The organism is Pectobacterium betavasculorum (assembly GCF_000749845.1).
GTDB classification, from domain to species: Bacteria; Pseudomonadota; Gammaproteobacteria; order Enterobacterales; family Enterobacteriaceae; genus Pectobacterium; species Pectobacterium betavasculorum.
This window is the reverse complement of sequence record NZ_JQHM01000004.1, coordinates 1-15,676: the sequence shown is the minus strand read 5'-3', so window position 1 is coordinate 15,676 and position 15,676 is coordinate 1. Positions and strand designations below refer to the sequence as shown.

Annotated in this window: 15 protein-coding genes, 1 tRNA gene and 1 pseudogene; 5 read left to right on the top strand and 12 right to left on the bottom strand. The window is 50.8% G+C overall.

The genetic code is table 11. The annotated features are described in order from the left end of the window. Positions 1 to 42: 42 nt before the first annotated feature. Entirely contained in the window at positions 43 to 615 is a 573-nt protein-coding gene (gspB, locus tag KP22_RS12175) for a type II secretion system assembly factor GspB (RefSeq protein ID WP_039298223.1), read from the top strand. Here gspB and gspS read toward each other — a convergent pair. Beyond that, the gene (gspS, locus tag KP22_RS12170) at positions 612 to 1,025 is read right to left on the bottom strand and encodes a type II secretion system pilot lipoprotein GspS (RefSeq protein ID WP_039298221.1); all 414 of its coding nucleotides are present in this window, start codon (positions 1,023 to 1,025) and stop codon (positions 612 to 614) included. The two genes, gspB and gspS, sit on opposite strands and share 4 nt — an antisense overlap. Before the next feature lie 123 nt (positions 1,026 to 1,148). Then, a complete protein-coding gene (gene alaC, locus KP22_RS12165; RefSeq protein ID WP_039298219.1) occupies positions 1,149 to 2,390 on the bottom strand; it encodes an alanine transaminase in 1,242 nt (413 codons plus the stop codon). A 417-nt stretch (positions 2,391 to 2,807) separates the two neighbouring features. On the opposite strand from alaC, the gene dgcA reads away from it, so the two are divergent. Together dgcA and KP22_RS12155 are read left to right on the top strand one after the other, a co-directional pair. Further along, entirely contained in the window at positions 2,808 to 3,788 is a 981-nt protein-coding gene (dgcA, locus tag KP22_RS12160; RefSeq protein ID WP_039324517.1) for an N-acetyl-D-Glu racemase DgcA, read from the top strand. 42 nt (positions 3,789 to 3,830) lie between these two features. Next, positions 3,831 to 4,691: a D-amino-acid transaminase gene (locus KP22_RS12155; protein ID WP_039324515.1), complete on the top strand. Its 861-nt coding sequence runs from the start codon at positions 3,831 to 3,833 to the stop codon at positions 4,689 to 4,691. A 159-nt stretch (positions 4,692 to 4,850) separates the two neighbouring features. Here KP22_RS12155 and KP22_RS12150 read toward each other — a convergent pair whose 3' ends face one another. Then, the gene (locus KP22_RS12150; RefSeq protein ID WP_039324513.1) at positions 4,851 to 7,304 is read right to left on the bottom strand and encodes a DUF3772 domain-containing protein; all 2,454 of its coding nucleotides are present in this window, start codon (positions 7,302 to 7,304) and stop codon (positions 4,851 to 4,853) included. Positions 7,305 to 7,700: 396 nt separating this feature from the next. Between KP22_RS12150 and KP22_RS12145 the strand changes: the two genes are divergently transcribed. Next, positions 7,701 to 7,777 (top strand) — tRNA-Arg (locus KP22_RS12145). Between the two features lie 177 nt (positions 7,778 to 7,954). Continuing rightward, positions 7,955 to 8,584: pseudogene (locus KP22_RS12140) on the top strand (tyrosine-type recombinase/integrase); the annotation flags it as partial. Here the strand turns inward: KP22_RS12140 and KP22_RS21745 are convergent. From KP22_RS21745 to KP22_RS12100, 9 genes are all read right to left on the bottom strand, one after another. Then, on the bottom strand, positions 8,569 to 8,778 hold the full coding sequence (locus KP22_RS21745) for a flagellin (protein ID WP_269321008.1): 210 nt from the start codon (positions 8,776 to 8,778) through the stop codon (positions 8,569 to 8,571). The pseudogene KP22_RS12140 and the gene KP22_RS21745 overlap by 16 nt on opposite strands. A gap of 288 nt (positions 8,779 to 9,066) precedes the next feature. Further along, on the bottom strand, positions 9,067 to 9,366 hold the full coding sequence (locus KP22_RS12135) for a PAAR domain-containing protein (RefSeq protein WP_039324511.1): 300 nt from the start codon (positions 9,364 to 9,366) through the stop codon (positions 9,067 to 9,069). An 8-nt stretch (positions 9,367 to 9,374) separates the two neighbouring features. Then, entirely contained in the window at positions 9,375 to 10,139 is a 765-nt protein-coding gene (locus tag KP22_RS12130; RefSeq protein WP_039324508.1) for a cell division cycle protein 123 family protein, read from the bottom strand. 47 nt (positions 10,140 to 10,186) lie between these two features. Beyond that, a complete protein-coding gene (locus KP22_RS12125) occupies positions 10,187 to 10,711 on the bottom strand; it encodes an SMI1/KNR4 family protein (RefSeq protein ID WP_039324507.1) in 525 nt (174 codons plus the stop codon). A 1-nt stretch (position 10,712) separates the two neighbouring features. Continuing rightward, positions 10,713 to 11,678 carry an HNH endonuclease gene (locus KP22_RS12120; RefSeq protein ID WP_039324504.1) on the bottom strand — a complete coding sequence of 322 codons (966 nt, stop codon included), beginning with the start codon at positions 11,676 to 11,678 and terminating at the stop codon, positions 10,713 to 10,715. Positions 11,679 to 11,705: 27 nt separating this feature from the next. Next, entirely contained in the window at positions 11,706 to 12,092 is a 387-nt protein-coding gene (locus tag KP22_RS12115) for a hypothetical protein (RefSeq protein WP_039324501.1), read from the bottom strand. Continuing rightward, positions 12,079 to 12,690, bottom strand: a complete 612-nt coding sequence (locus tag KP22_RS12110; RefSeq protein ID WP_039324499.1) for a DUF4123 domain-containing protein — start codon at positions 12,688 to 12,690, stop codon at positions 12,079 to 12,081. The genes KP22_RS12115 and KP22_RS12110 overlap by 14 nt, the downstream gene beginning before the upstream one ends. Before the next feature lie 9 nt (positions 12,691 to 12,699). After that, complete coding sequence (locus tag KP22_RS12105; RefSeq protein ID WP_039324496.1) at positions 12,700 to 15,009, bottom strand: type VI secretion system Vgr family protein; 2,310 nt, start codon at positions 15,007 to 15,009, stop codon at positions 12,700 to 12,702. A 91-nt stretch (positions 15,010 to 15,100) separates the two neighbouring features. Continuing rightward, positions 15,101 to 15,619: an Hcp family type VI secretion system effector gene (locus tag KP22_RS12100; RefSeq protein WP_039309303.1), complete on the bottom strand. Its 519-nt coding sequence runs from the start codon at positions 15,617 to 15,619 to the stop codon at positions 15,101 to 15,103. Between the last annotated feature and the right edge of the window lie 57 nt (positions 15,620 to 15,676).

Sequence of the window (15,676 nt, the reverse complement as noted above, 5' to 3'; positions counted from 1 at the left end):
CAGCTTGGAGTATGACGGGGATAAATAATTAAGGATTAGCGCGTGGACAACGCACCGGACGCACCGACACACTCACAGCCAGCGTTACTTGCCAGATACCCAATGCCCGGTTATCTGATGGTTGTTTATGCTTTGCTTTTTATCGCGCTAGGCTGGTTCAGCCACCAGCGCTGGGGTAGCCCTACGACCTCTCCGACCACCACATTGGCCGTTCAAGCTGCCACCTTACCTGCGGTTGAGGGGCAAGCGCCGACAGCACTCGCGGCTACGCCTCATCAAGAGGAGGCTCATGTCGATGTGCCTGCTGCTCTTGAGAAAAAGACCACGCTGTCGTTACCTCCCGTCAGCAATGGTGAAATTCCACCGCTGACCTACAGCTCACATGTTTATACGTCAGATGAAGCCAAGCGCAGCATCACGCTCAACGGCATGCAATTTCACGAAGGCGATTCGCCAATCGAAGGGCTAGCGATAGAACAAATCCAACAAGATATGACCATTTTCAGCGTAGAAGGCGAGGTGTTTATTCTGGAAGCGCTGGAGGATTGGCCGGGCGGAAAATTCAACGAGGATGAACGTTCCGCCGACAGTGAAAGTGGAAGCGTTAGACCTTAGCCGTGGCTGCGCATGGCATCAATAAACGGTGTCAGCGTACGGTTGAACTCCGAACACTGCGTCTCTTTCGGCGTGCTGTCTTTTAATAACCCTCGATACAGGCTTTCGCTGCGCTGCGGCAAAGCCTGATAGCCCGCAACATTCCAGCCTCTTTGTTTCGCCACATCCAACGCGACATTGGCAATCGTCGCATCATCGGGAAGATCGCTGCGGTTACACTGCGATTTGAGATATCGGGTGGCCGCAACCAGCGACGATAACTGGCTCAGTTGATCGTTAGAAGAGACCGTTACCGCAGAAGACTGACCCGCCGCCGTTCCTTTGTGGGCAGACGTTCCTGTTTGCTGGCATCCGGCCAGCATGACGCAAAGCAGCGTTAACGCAGAAAATTTAGACAGAGATAACAACATGACAAACTCATCCTGATTGAGATTAACGATAGGCATTCTAGCAAATGATAAGCCACTGTCACGGCATGTTTATGTTGCTCCCAGTCGGGCGACTGGGAGCCGCAGTTATCAAGGTAGTAGTTATCAGGCAGCAGAGCCCTTTCCTGATAACGGTTTAGTGGTCGGTAAGATGCCGTCTGCACGGAACATCGCCTTAATCCCACGCACAGCCTGCCGAATACGATCCTGATTTTCGATTAAGGCAAACCGAACATGGGTGTCGCCATAATCCCCAAAGCCAATGCCGGGTGAGACGCAAACCTTCGCTTCAGACAGCAAACGCTTAGCGAACTCCAGCGACCCCAAATGTGCATAGGCGTCAGGGATTTTCGCCCAAACGTACATTGAGGCTTTCGGTTCATCAACCATCCAACCTGCTTCATGCAAACCACGCACCAAAACGTTACGACGCTGGCGATACTGCTCAGCAATATCCCGCACACATTGCTGATCGCCTTCCAACGCAGCAATCGCGGCAACCTGCAACGGCGTAAACGTGCCGTAATCGTGGTAGCTCTTAATTCGCGCTAGCGCGTTTACCAGCTCTGGATTTCCAACCATAAAGCCAATGCGCCAGCCCGCCATATTGTAGCTTTTCGACAGCGTGAAGAATTCCACCGCAATGTCCTTCGCGCCGGGGACTTGCATGATCGACGGTGCTTTCCAGCCGTCATAAACGATATCGGCATAGGCCAAATCATGGATGACCAACACGCCGTACTGTTTCGCCAACTCAACGACGCGTTCAAAGAAATCCAGTTCGACACACTGCGCCGTCGGGTTTGACGGGAAACCGAGAATCATCATTTTCGGCTTCGGAATACTCTCGCGAATAGCGCGCTCTAATTCATTAAAGAAATCGACGCCTTCCACTAGCGGCACGGAACGCACCTGCGCCCCGGCAATCACCGCGCCATAAATGTGAATCGGGTAACTGGGATTCGGCACCAGAACCGTATCACCATGATCCAACGTTGCCAGCATCAAGTGCGCCAGCCCCTCTTTGGAACCAATCGTGACAATCGCTTCGCTTTCAGGGTCAATATCAACCTCATAGCGATCGGCATACCAGCGGGAGATCGCACGGCGTAAGCGCGGGATCCCTCGGGATGTCGAGTAACCATGGGTATCCTCACGCTGTGCAACCGTACAGAGTTTTTCCACGATATGAGGAGGTGTCGGCCCGTCAGGGTTACCCATGCTGAAATCAATAATATCTTCGCCGCGACGACGCGCAGCCATTTTTAATTCAGCAGTGATATTAAATACATACGGGGGAAGACGATCGATGCGCGTAAAACGGCGCGGAGAAGGTGAATCAGCCATAACATCCTCAAATTAACGTGAGCGCCCGGACCGTCCGAGCGACGCAGCGCCTGTAAAAAGCACTCTGCTCAACATCATTCAAATCGCAGAAAGCCAGTTTTCATTGGCTATATAGCTTTCGGTAACCACAGCTTTCATTAACCACATAGCTTTCGGTAACCACAGCTTTCATTAACCACAAAGATATATGCGACTTGAAGTGTAATGAGCCTATTCAAGCTATCTCAGATAATTCACTCTGTCGATACTCGTTCATAAATTTTCTCAGTCTGGAATGACGACTCATTATTTTTACTAAAATCGCGAAAAATGAAGAATACTCACAGGAAGAAACATTACACTTTAGTCCCCATTCAAGCCTGCCAAATGAGGCACTTACAGCGCTGAGCGCAAGATGGTTAATTCGAGAGCAAGCTTATGACCGAGATGCGATGTTTCACCGAAAGCTGGCCAATAGAGGGCGCATTTACCATTTCACGCGGCAGCAAACGTCAGGCGGATGTCGTTGTCGTGGCGATTCGGTCCGGTAACGTGACGGGCTATGGCGAGTGCGTTCCTTATTCACGTTACGGTGAATCCCTCGACAGCGTAACGGAACAGATTGCTTCACTGCACAGCGACATCCGTAACGGTCTGGATCGGAAAGCGCTACAAACCATTCTTCCGGCAAGCGCAGCGCGTAATGCGCTCGATTGCGCATTCTGGGATCTGGAGTGCAAACAGCATCAGCAACGCATTTGGCAGCGCCTGAACCTGCCTTCGCCAACAGCGTTAGAGACGGCCTATACGCTATCGCTCGATACGCCAGACCGCATGCACCACGCCGCGGTACACAATGCCAACCGCCCTCTTCTCAAATTAAAACTGGCGGATGCCGACGATCTGGCCAGAGTCGCCGCCGTTCGCAAAGGCGCACCATTGGCCCGCCTGATTGTGGACGCTAATGAAGGATGGGATACCGAGCGCTATCTGACTCTGGTTCCTGAACTCGCCGCACTTGGCGTAACGATGATCGAGCAACCTTTCCCGGCGGGGAAAGATGATGTGCTGGCAGCTCTGCCCCGCCCGATTCCCATCTGTGCCGATGAGTCCTGCCATGACCGTCAGTCGCTAGCCGCTCTGGTAGGACGTTATGACATGATCAACATCAAGCTGGATAAAACCGGTGGACTGACTGAGGCTCTGTGTTTGCGACAATACGCGCAAGCGCAAGGTTTAAAAATTATGGTCGGTTGCATGGTGAGCACATCGCTTTCGATGGCACCCGCATTTGTCGTGGCGCAGGGTGCGACCGTGGTTGATTTGGATGGCCCGCTGCTCTTACAGCGCGATCGCAATAATGGGTTGCATTATAACGGTAGCGAAATATTACCGCCCAACGCATTATTGTGGGGATAACGCGCGTTAACCTGCATTGAGCAACTATTAAGGAGTGTTGTGATGCAACGTCTTGTTTACGTTGATGGACAGTATTTAGAAGAGAACGAAGCAAAAATTTCTGTATTTGACCGTGGTTTCCTGTTTGCCGACGCCGTCTATGAAGTGACCGCGGTAATCGATGGCAAGCTGGTTGATTTTCCCGACCATATCACACGATTGCAACGCTCCTGCCGCGAGTTATCGCTTACGCTGCCCGTCACCGCAGAGGCGCTCAAAGATATCCACAATGAGCTGATCAATAAAAACGATCTGCAAGAAGGCGCGATCTATTTACAGCTTAGCCGTGGTAATGCTGGCGATCGTGATTTCTATTTCCCTTCTGCTGACGTTAAATCCACGCTGGTTTTATTCACTCAGGCGCGTTCGCTAGTCGGTAATCCGAAAGCAACAACGGGTCTACACGTTGTCACCACCGAGGATATCCGCTGGCATCGTCGGGATATTAAAACCGTCAGCCTGCTCGCCGCGAGTCTGGCGAAAGAGTATGCCCACGCGAATAAGGCAGACGACGCCTTTTTTGTCCAAGATGGCTTCATTACCGAAGGCAGTTCCTGCAACTGCTATATCGTCCTGCATGACAATACGGTTGTGACCCGCCCACTCAGCAACGATATTCTGCACGGTATTACTCGTCAGTCGCTGCTCAAACTGGCAGAAAAGGATGGCATTACGTTAGAAGAACGCTGTTTTACACCGGAAGAGGCGTATCACGCCAAAGAGATTTTTGTCAGTTCAGCCACCATGCTCATCCTTCCCGTCGTGATGCTGGATGGGAAAACGATCGGCGACGGCAAACCCGGCCAGATTACTCAGCGACTACGTCAGATCTATCTTGATATGATCAACCAGCAGGGAAAATAGCCGCGATTCACGCCCTGCGAGCACAGCATCGATGTCCATCCGTTACCCGTTCAATATCGGATAACGGATGGCTATACCCGTCATACTGCAAGCTGCATGTGCGTTGTTCAAAACGCTAACGTTTTGTCCTGCAACTCGAATTATTTAGGGTATAAATCATTATTTATCCTCGCCCGAAATGCTGTCAGGCAAAGCAAGCCCTGAATTTTCCAGCACCATCTTCTGCGGTACGGCTAGCGGAATATTAGATGCCCGTAACCGTTTGATGATCTCAAACAGCAGGTCGCTCTTCGCTTCCGATACCATTCTCGGGCTACTGACATAGCCCGTCACACTCAGCACCATGCCTGTCGGGTTCAGTTGACTGAATTTCACCGACGGCGCCGGTGACTCCAGAATCGCATCATGGTTGATGTAAGCATCCAGCAAAAGTGTCCGAACTTCTTCAGGATCGATATCCAATGGGAACGTCAGTGCCAGCGTCGCAACCCCAAACGGGTTCCCCATTGTAATATTGCGCACGTTCTGTGAAATGAATTGAGAGTTCGGCACGATCACCGTCGAGCGGTCACCCAGTTGAATTTCCGTTGCACGCACGTTAATCCGCCGGATATCGCCTTCAACTCCGCTGATACTGACCGAGTCCCCTACTTTCACCGGGCGTTCCGTCAACAGAATCAGGCCAGAGATAAAGTTCTTCACTATCTCCTGTAAGCCAAAACCGATACCCACCGATAGCGCACTGACAATCCACGCCAGCTTGTTCCATTGAATCCCCAATGTCGCCAACGTCAGCAGGATAATCAGGATATAACCGATGTTGCTGAACAGCGTCACCAGCGACGCACGGATTCCACGTTCTAGCGTCGTTTTAGGAAGAAACTCGTCCTCCAGCCAGCGTTTTGAGGAGCGTAAAACATATACCCCCACCACCAGAAAGAGCACGGCATTGACCAGATGAGCAGGCACGATGCTCAAGGTTTCCAGCCCTTTCCCCCCCCAGATTTCAACGGCTTTTTGTACCAATTCCAGAGGTGTAGTGGTGCCGAATGTGCCGTTAAGTAAGGCAACCGCGGCCATCAAAATTAAAAAGACTTTACCACCAGCCGACAGAAGCAATGTGGCCTGCGCCAAGTGTCGATCGTCCAGATTGAGCGAATTTTTCATCCGCTTGCCGCTGGCATTGTTGGGGGAAAAGAGACTTTCGCAGATATCGGTAATAAACGTTGAGAACAAATATAGGCAGGAGAACACCATGCCAATCCACACCAGCTCGAACGCCAGAAAACGAGCGAGTGAGATATAACCGATAATCAGCGACACCAGAATAGAGAACGCCGTCGCCAATACTGCAAGATGAATAACACCCGATAACGTCGAACGTGCTTCTGGCTGCTCACCTGAATGCACCATCTGCCGACGAATCTGATCGCTTTTCAGCGCGATCGTCCCCGCAGTAAACGCTAAGAACAGTGCAGATAAGCCATTTACCATAATGGTTGCCGCGACCGATGTCCCTACCGTCGCCGTCACTTGTTCAATAAAGCCGAAAATCAGAATAATGCCAGCAGCAACCACAGGGAACGGCTTCATGGCTTTTGCTACGGGGTTAGCAATCGCGGGCAAACGCCATGAAGGGCGCTGATTTGAAAGGAATGCGCGCCCAAGCCCGGCAATCATCGAGCAGAAAATAGTCTGCCTCACCAGGGCATCAAGGAACGACACTACGCGTTCTGTCGCCTCACCATGGCGCGTGAACGTATAGTCGATCAAGTTCACTGCAATACCGATCGTGACAACGGTTGAGATAACTGAAGCCGTAGCTAAAAAGCTCCGTCGCAGCCGCCCTTCCGGCAACCAGTGAATTCCCGCCCAGGCTAGATATTTCTCCAGATACCGACGCCCTGCCGAACTCATAGCGATTGCAATCAGAATCAGGAAGGCAGAACCGTAGCGCCAGTCTGGTTCCCAGGCCACCGTAAAGGCGTCGGTTAACTGATCCTGAAAGGCACTCAGGCGACGAACATCCTCGGCTTGCGGTGTTACAAGAGGGGCCCAGAAACGCCCGCCCAGAATGCTGCCGGAGTTCAATGCCAGTTGCGTTTTCAGCGCATTACGGCGCAGAGTAACAATTTGTGCCGACAGATTAGTCGCACTGGTGCGTAAAGCCTGAATCTGCTCAATCTGCGCATCCATCTTTGCTTTTTGCGCATTAAGACTGTTGCGCTTGCGCGTCACTTCGCTGGTTTCATTAATACTGGAACCGGATTCTGGTGCGGGACCTAAGACATCCAATTGAGCCTGGATTTGGGCACGCTGCGGTGCCACTGCATTAGAAAGTTCGTTGGCGTTATTCACCAGCTCTTGCGTTGTGTCATTCAACGCTCCAAATTTGCTATCGCTATTTGTGCCTGAAACCTGCTGCTTGATGTTATCTAACTGTTTTTGCAGCTTGATCAACTCAGCATCAACATTAATTTTTACTGGCACCTCGGTCTGCGCGGGCTGTGGGTCAGAATCAGAATCCGCACTCGCCGCCGATGCATATCCAACAGGCAGCATCAACATCGCCAGCAGACAAACGCGTAAGAATGCGGATGAAAGAATGTTCATAAATCAAAAGGTTCCAAAGTTCGACAAAATAGCGGATTCACAAATAGCCGAGTAACAAACCTGACCACTGAAAACAGCCCACACTCATCCAAAACCCACGAATGCGGGCATAGTGTATCAACAGCACAGGGTGCAGAATACGTCCGTTCATAACTTGAAAAGAATTACTGAACGCATCTAGCAGATAAAACTGAAATTTTCATTGCTATGTGTAGTTCATGTGGACGAGGCTCGCAATTGTGCAAAAAAGTGACACTAGAGAAAGCGACATTCACCAAAGTTGTACAGGGATTCACCGTATAGCGTAAATCCATCGCCAACCCGTTGACTCACTGGGACGTGTGGGTATAATCCAGCTCACTGTTGCGACAAGCAGCAGGCATTTCTTTGCGCAATGCGCCCTTAGCTCAGTTGGATAGAGCAACGGCCTTCTAAGCCGTAGGTCACAGGTTCGAGCCCTGTAGGGCGTACCATTTTAAGTTCTCCCAGACTCTACCGAATTCAACAAAACCCCGTTATATTCATTGATACCACTAGGATTTTCTGTCGCTGAGCTCCACCGAGGTCAACCCAGCATACCGGAAATCAAGTCGATGTTGGGGGCCTCTATGGGGGCTCTTCTTGTTCAATGACTATTAGGGGCCCCCATCATGCCACTTAATGCTCGACAGATAGAACCCGCCAAGCCACAAGATAAAGAATACAAACTCACTGACGGCGCAGGCCTTTATCTTCTGATAAAGCCGAATGGAGCCAAATATTGGCGTTTGAAGTACCGCGTTGCAGGGAAAGAGAAAAAATTATCTATCGGCGTTTATCCTGATATCTCGCTGGCAGAAGCGAGATTAAAACGGGAAGAGGCTCGAAAAATCGTCGCTTCTGGTGGCGATCCTAGTGAACAAAAGCAGGTCGAAAGACAGGCTAAGAAAATCAACATCGATAACACCTTCAAAGCCATTGCTCTCGAATGGCATGAATATAAGCGCTCTAACTGGTCGAAGGGCTACGCTGAAGACCTGATGGAAGCGTTTGAGAACGACATCTTCCCTGATATCGGCAAACGCCCTATTGCTGAGATCAAACCGCTGGAAATGCTAACCTCACTGCGCAAACTGGAAAAACGCGGCGTACTCGACAAGTTGCGTAAAATCCGCCAAGCCTGTAATCAGGTGTTCCGCTATGCGATTGTCACTGGCCGAGCGGAAAACAACCCGGCGTCAGAACTGGCAAGCGCCCTTCCTCCCCCCAAAGCCACGCACTACCCTCACCTGCTGCCGGATAACAGCTTTAATACGTTTCCCGACTGCTGATTGGCTTGCGACAATACGGACAGAGAAGCCTGTTGCAGGATCTGGTTTTTTGTCATCGCGGAAACTTCAACGGCATAATCTGCATCCAATATGCGGGAGCAAGCGGCAGCGGTGGCAATATTCTCCTGTGACAGCACGGTAGTGACGGATTCGAAGCGGTTCATCTGGCTGCCGTATTCACTGCGGTAATCGTTTTTATAGATCGATGCGATCGTATCGATCGGCGTTACCGATCAAAAGTGCTCTGAGTCAGCATGCGCGTAACGGCATGAAAATTAAACGGGTTGATGGTCTGTCCAGTAAGCAAAGCAGGCTAAGAAGATATATTCTCAACGGAGGTTTTGATGGGGAATGTGTGGCTGATCATTCGGGCCGATAACAGAAATGGCCTGTGCCACATAGGTTATGCGAAGAGAAACGGCACAGGACTATTCACTCACAGACTTAAGAAATTAATCTGATGTCACTGTAGGCCATCCTTGCACGATTTTACCACCGTGGGCACAGCTATCCCCCATTCTTACGACGGATTTACCCTCTATCGTGAAGATAGATGATCCGGCGACCAACCCATCCGGCATACCTACCCCGGTACAAAACGCCTTGCCGCCTACCACAGCAACCGGAACGCCATTGATAGTAACAATCGACTGTCCGGCATCAATAATCGGTCCGCCCACATGTGGCACTGGGCCGGGTTCGACTTTCGGGCAAACGTGCATGTGTCCAAGTATTGCCACTGGCTTTCCCATACTTCCTCCTATAATAAATAAGGTCTTCTTTGTTTTTCCGCTTGCGCATCGGCATCACTTAGGTTGATGCGAATACGGCCATTAAAATCACCACCATTTACCCAGGAAAAAAGGCAAGCATCCGTCCGCTGAATAAACGGGTTGAGCTCAATCAGCGTGGTAGCAAACTCACTATTCTGATAAGTGATCGCCACATCTGCGACCACGGAGTCAACGTGTAATACAGGTAAGAGCTTTTGTAAAAAAGCGATGAGTTGAAGGCGTATTTCGTTTTCCTTTTCTTTGATAAACGGAAAGTATTCCAGACAGTGATATTGAGAAACGCCAATCACTTTGCCCTCTTTGATAAAGCACCTGAATTCTCCCCAGCGGGGAATATCACGCCACTCTCTCAGATACAGCCAAACGGGCGTTGACGATTGTAGACAATCCCAAAGATAGGAGGCGACACGACGATTTGAGACCGCGAGTTGTTCAATCACGCCATCAACCGCCTCTAACCGAGGACGCGCATCATCGTGGTAGCTAACACCTCCGAATCGCAAAAAGGCCGGTTTATTCAACACCGACAGGGCATATTCGATATCTTCACGTAATTGTGCAGAATATAGTGGTTTTTCCAGTAGCCCTCTGGCATTCATAAAATCATGAGTATTGGCTCCGATGGCAATAACGTCTCGCTCATGAAGTTCAAACCCCTCACTCAGAAACGATAAATCCAACAACTCTTTCGGCCAGTTCTCAATAAATGTCACCTTATGTTCAGAATACATAGTCAAATTAACCTAGGCATGCCATGCTGAACCATTATTAGCATAAATTATAATTCCTCTTCAGCAGCAGGAGTATGCAAAAAAAACCTTAACGAACGAGCCAGTAACCCCAAACCATCACCCACTATCAAGTTATCAACATAATATCGCCAGTGGAAAACATGTTTGTAAGTAGGTGAGGAGGGATTTACATCATAAACAATATAAGCATCGCCATCATCATCATAATTTGAACCGATAGCAATAAAATCCGTAGTTAATAAAGAACGATGATCATATATAGATTCTTTTAAGAGCTCGGTAGAACTGATCATTTGTTCTATAGGGAATAAAATAGCCATCAGTGCTTTTCTTGTTTTTCCATTATACTTTACTAGAAAGTAATCCAACTCTTCTATTGGACCACATGCCTGATTGCTTACTAAATGAATATAATCCTTGTATTCATCTGGAAAGCGAACCTTAAGCTTTACTTCAGCATCAACAATAATCCTATTCAATATAGTAGCATCAAGAGAAAAATCAGGATTATCTGTTTCCCATTTACTCAAATCTTCCTTTTGTATTCTCATCTTAAAAATCCTCACTACGCCACATGGAGTCACCACCTACATGTGGTGTTCCGCTATTGACTTTGCCCGTTTCACTGTTTTTATAAGCTGTATGAATATCCTTATCAACCAAACTCATCGTCACTCCATCAGGTTCATGGTGCCATGTACCAAGCCGTTCCTGATCTTTAGGGAGCTTTTCTCCATACTTTTCTGAAAAAGCTTTCCTTGCTGAAGTAAAATCACCCGCATTCCCTTTCATGTCAATTTCAACTTGATATGGCTTCCCTGAATCTCCTATGACTTTTCCATCCTTCATTGGAGGAAAACTGGAGAAATCCGGATGCCCATCTTTAAAAGGGATACCCTCTTTCCCATGACGTTTTACCGTTTCATAGAGACTTTTATTTTTTTCGGGGTCGGGCTTATACATCCCTGTACCTGGAGGACAAGGTTTCCCGTCAGGCCCCACCCAACTCCCTTTTTCAGAAGAGGGGAGTCTCCCTGCATCCATGGATTTATCATTTTCAAATTTTTCACGCGCCAGTTTTTTGCATTCTTCCGTTTTACATTTACTGATTTCTTTATCCAGTTTTTCCTGTTTTCTCTTCGCTATCAGCTCTTTCCAGTATTTTTTTGCATTTTCGCGCGTTGTTGCAAATACTTTCGTATTTAGCGCGGCCTTGGCCTTCGATAAAGCCTCGGTTACTTTTTGGACTTTGGCGGCTATTTTCCCTGCTTTTGCGCCATCACCGAGTATCGGAATAAATCCTAATGCATCAAGTGCTGCGCCGCCCCAGTCACCTTTAAAAAGAGAACGGCCCAGCGAAACCACATCTGCCGCCGTGCCGAAAGGCGGAGGCGCTGCCCCTGCTGCGGCTAAGCCACTGTCTACAATAAGTTCGTTATACTGCGATTCCATGTCAGCGACTTTTTTACGATCCGCCTCAATTTCCGGGCTACCACTTCGCTCTCTAATATTAGCCATAGTATTCTCCTTGCTGTTTCACCCAGTTCATTCCGGAAACCAATAGTTCGGATGGCTGTTCATAAGGGCATCAACACCCTGATCTTCGCTGACTTCGGTAAACAGTGCTTCCAGACGTTCATCTTCCTTCCGCGTCGTATCCGCCAGGATTTGCTTAAAGCCATCAAACTCGAAGAAATTCGACCCGACGCCCCACATGAAATACAAAAATTTCGCCTGATTGGTCGGTTTATGAATATTGAGTTTTTTCGCTATCTCCCGACCATTCAGCGTCATGGTGTACAGCATCTCCGGCGTATGTCCCTCTTTGTGCTCCGGCAGGGTTTCCTCCATCACCTCATCAACAAACCAGCGGGAGAAATCCTCGTCACTCATCAGGTGTGATTCCATTTGCAGGTCATTAAACTGCCACATGCGTCATGCTCTCCTCAGGCGATGGGGTAACCGGTAGTGTCAGGCGCGCCGTCTGTAACCCACTGGCATCATGGGTATAACGCATGAGCTGTTCTGGCTCATCAACGGTTTCCGCATAGACGGCATACAGAGGAGCGAAGAAATCTGCCTGCTGCGCTGGCGTCAGTCGCGGAATAAACTGATTAAAGGTTTTTGGCTGATAAAAACGGAAAAAGTAGGTTTTGCCGTTATTGATGACTTTGGTGAACTTCTTGAAATGCCTGACCAGCGGTATCAGCGGCAGCGTGCTGCGTACCATGATGCCCCATTGCTGCATATAGCCTTCGGCCAGCCACCAGTCCAGCACATCACTGTGGGCGTCAATCTGAACCAGATACGGCGCAACGTGACCCAGACTATCCAGTACCGATACGTCAAACAGCGAACGGTAAGGTGGCGCGAACCCCTCCAGACAGATGGCGATGTCCGGGCTGGCTGCCGCATTGAGCAACAGATAGGTATAGAGCGCGTGTTCTTGTTCATCCACCCTTGTGGTCGCCGGGGTAAATACCACCTGTTTCAGGCCGTCACTTACCGCGTCATAGGGATTTTCCAGCATCCTGACTCCTTATTTTTTCTTGTACGGACACTCTTCCGTGAACGGCTTGTCGCTGCTCAGCGCTGCCGCCTGCTCTGCGGCCCCCCCAGACATATCGATGGACGGTGCTTTCAGTTTGATGCTTTTCGCCTGAATGGTCACGCCGCTGTCATCAATGGTAATGGTGCCGCCCGGCCCACCAATCACCATTTTTTCTTTGGCGTATAGCGTGTGTTTTTTGGTACGGGAGAAGATGGAGCTTTTGCTCTCGATGTCGTACTTATCGCCGACCAGCAGTTTCAGTACCTGCCCGACCGACAGCGTCTGGGTGTGGCCTACCAGCGTGTTTTTATACAGGCCAACCTGTTCGGTACTGGCAATCCCGGTGGTATCTGACCGAAACTTTTCGACGACGGTGTTAAAAATACCGGAACCGGGCATCAGGCTGGAAAGCAGTCCGGCCAGTGAGGTGCCTTTTGAGGCCAAATCCAGCCCGGCTTTGCTTTTGAATCCGCCGGCGTCGGTAAACGATTTTCCCGCCGTCAATGATAAGGTCTCTGCCGCGGCACCCACCTTATTGATATCATCGGCGAACTGCTCCACACCGGGTTCACCCACTTTGGCAGATTCCTTTTTCATGAATTTACCGCTGTTGGCTATCAGGCTGAACAACCCGCCCAACAAGCCTAGACCCTGACCACCTATCGTCAGGTTCATATTGCCACCAACCCGGTGCTGGTGATGTTGACCGATTTCGGTACTGCGGTTATCGCCAATACTTTCCACCTTGCTGGCATCGACCCGCGTCGTCATGTCGTGCAATATCTTGACCGACATGTCTTTCTGAGCGTGAAGATGGATGTTCTCCCGCCCTGACTCGTCTTCAAAAGACAATTCGTTGTAGCCGTCCCCCTGATGCGTGTCGGAGCGGATCACCATCTTGGTCTTATGTTCCGGCAGCGGATACGGCGACGGATTGGTGGCATGAAAGGTTCTGCCCGTCACAATGGGCTGGTCAGGGTCGCCTTCGAGGAAGCTGACGATAACCTCATGGCCGATGCGTGGAATGGCTATCAGACCATATTGGCCACCCGCCCAGCCCTGGCTAACGCGTACCCAGCAGGAACTCTGGTCGTCGCTCGCGCCATAGCGGTCCCACGGGAATTGCAGCTTCACCCGACCGTATTCGTCACAGTAGATTTCTTCACCAGCGGGGCCGACCACGGTGGCAATCTGCGGACCATCCACCATCGGTTTGTACGGCAGGTCGGCACGCCAGGTGCTTTTGGCGCTGATGACCTCGAAGCTGTTGCTGTAGGTGGTCGGTTCACCGCCGCTTTCCTCTTCCAGCGCCTGCGGCTGTTGCCCGCTGTGGGTGATGGCGACCAGTTGCCAGCCACTATTCAGCGTCGGATTAGGATGTTCGGTTAAGGTAAAACTGCTGCCGGGCATCAGCATGGCGGCATTGGATTCACCGGAGCCGGTCATGGCATTCGCGCGTAGCGCATCCAGCCGGTAGCCGGTAAAGGCCTTGCCGCTGGGGTCTTGTTTAAAACGACCGGGGTAGTCGAAGTGCTGATAGCTTTCGCGCTGATGTGACAGTTCACCGCTTATCTTGCTGTGCAGCAGGCCGTAGGCCGGGGTTTTAAAGCTGTAATCCTTGAGGGCGACCTCGGCAGTACTGACGGCCTCTGCGTAGCGGAAACGGCGGACATACTCGCCTTCGCTCAGCCCCTGTGTCGCCAGGTTGAAAAATAGCTCAGGACCTTTTACCAATGCGCCTGCATCGTCGGCAAAGACGACGCGGTGCTTGCCTTCTTCAAACTCATGGAAGAAGTACAGCCCTTCTTCCGCTGCCAGTCGGGTAATAAAGGCTAAATCGCTTTCCCGGTACTGCACACAGTATTCGCGTTGAGCGTGGTCATGACGCAAGGCAAAGGCATAATCGGTAATGCCAGACTCTTCCAGCAGCGTGCCGATAATCGCTTCCGGTTTCTGCGCCTGAAAAATGCGGGCATTGGTACGCAGCCCCAGCCGCCACAGTGCCGGACGGACTTCGGCCTGATAGCGGGTGCGGCGAAAGCCGGTGTCGCCCTGGGCGAACGCGCTGATAATCCCGCTGACGCGCCGTTTCAGCTCGCCTTCATACCACACCAGCAGTTCGCAGAGCTGGTCGAGTACCGCGCCAAAGTCGATACCCGGTAACGGACTGGCCAGATTCAGCGACAGGGCAAACGGCTGGTTAAGCGCCTCGCTGAGCTGAAAATCCACCACGGCAAAAGTGCTTTCCGGCAGTGCGCCGACCTTTACCGTGAACTGTAATCCTGTGCTGTTTGCCACACGTCCTCCTGATGCTGTCATCCATACTCAGGCATGGCATGTGCCATGGCTCAGTGCAGAAAACCCGGCACAAGGCCGGGTTAAATAGGCATTACGCTTCGACCGGTGCACGCCAGTCGTCGGAGCCGGAGGTGCCGGCCACGGTGTGCTCCCAGTCGATTTTGCGGTAGGCCAGCGACACTTCGATTAACTGGGTGTAGTCCAGCTTGGATGGGTCCTGGCAGTGCGGCATCTGGCAGTCGATGTCCACGATGGTCGAGTCAGTCAGGATGGTCGAGAAGAAGTGCTCCTGCTTGCCTTCCACCGAGGTGCGATACCACTTCAGGGTGACGGTTGGCAGCATTTCACCGGTAGACAGCGCGTTGTACAGCAGCGGCACGGCTTTGTTCAGCGCCACGGTGAACTTGAACGGCTTGTGTACGCGCTGGCCGGATGGTTGGCCAGACTGTGGGTCGGTGGGCACGGTGACGACGTGTTTGAATTCCTGTACCAGCATTTCGTCTTCGTGGCCCTGCACGTAGATATTGCCGACAGAGTCAGAGGTGAAAGCCCCTGCGGTGATGTTGCCCTGCGTTTTCCCTTCGATGCTGATATAGCATGGAGTTGGCATAGTTTTGCTCCTTGTTGTTGAACGAGTTGAATAACTTCACTGTTCGTATAGCAATCC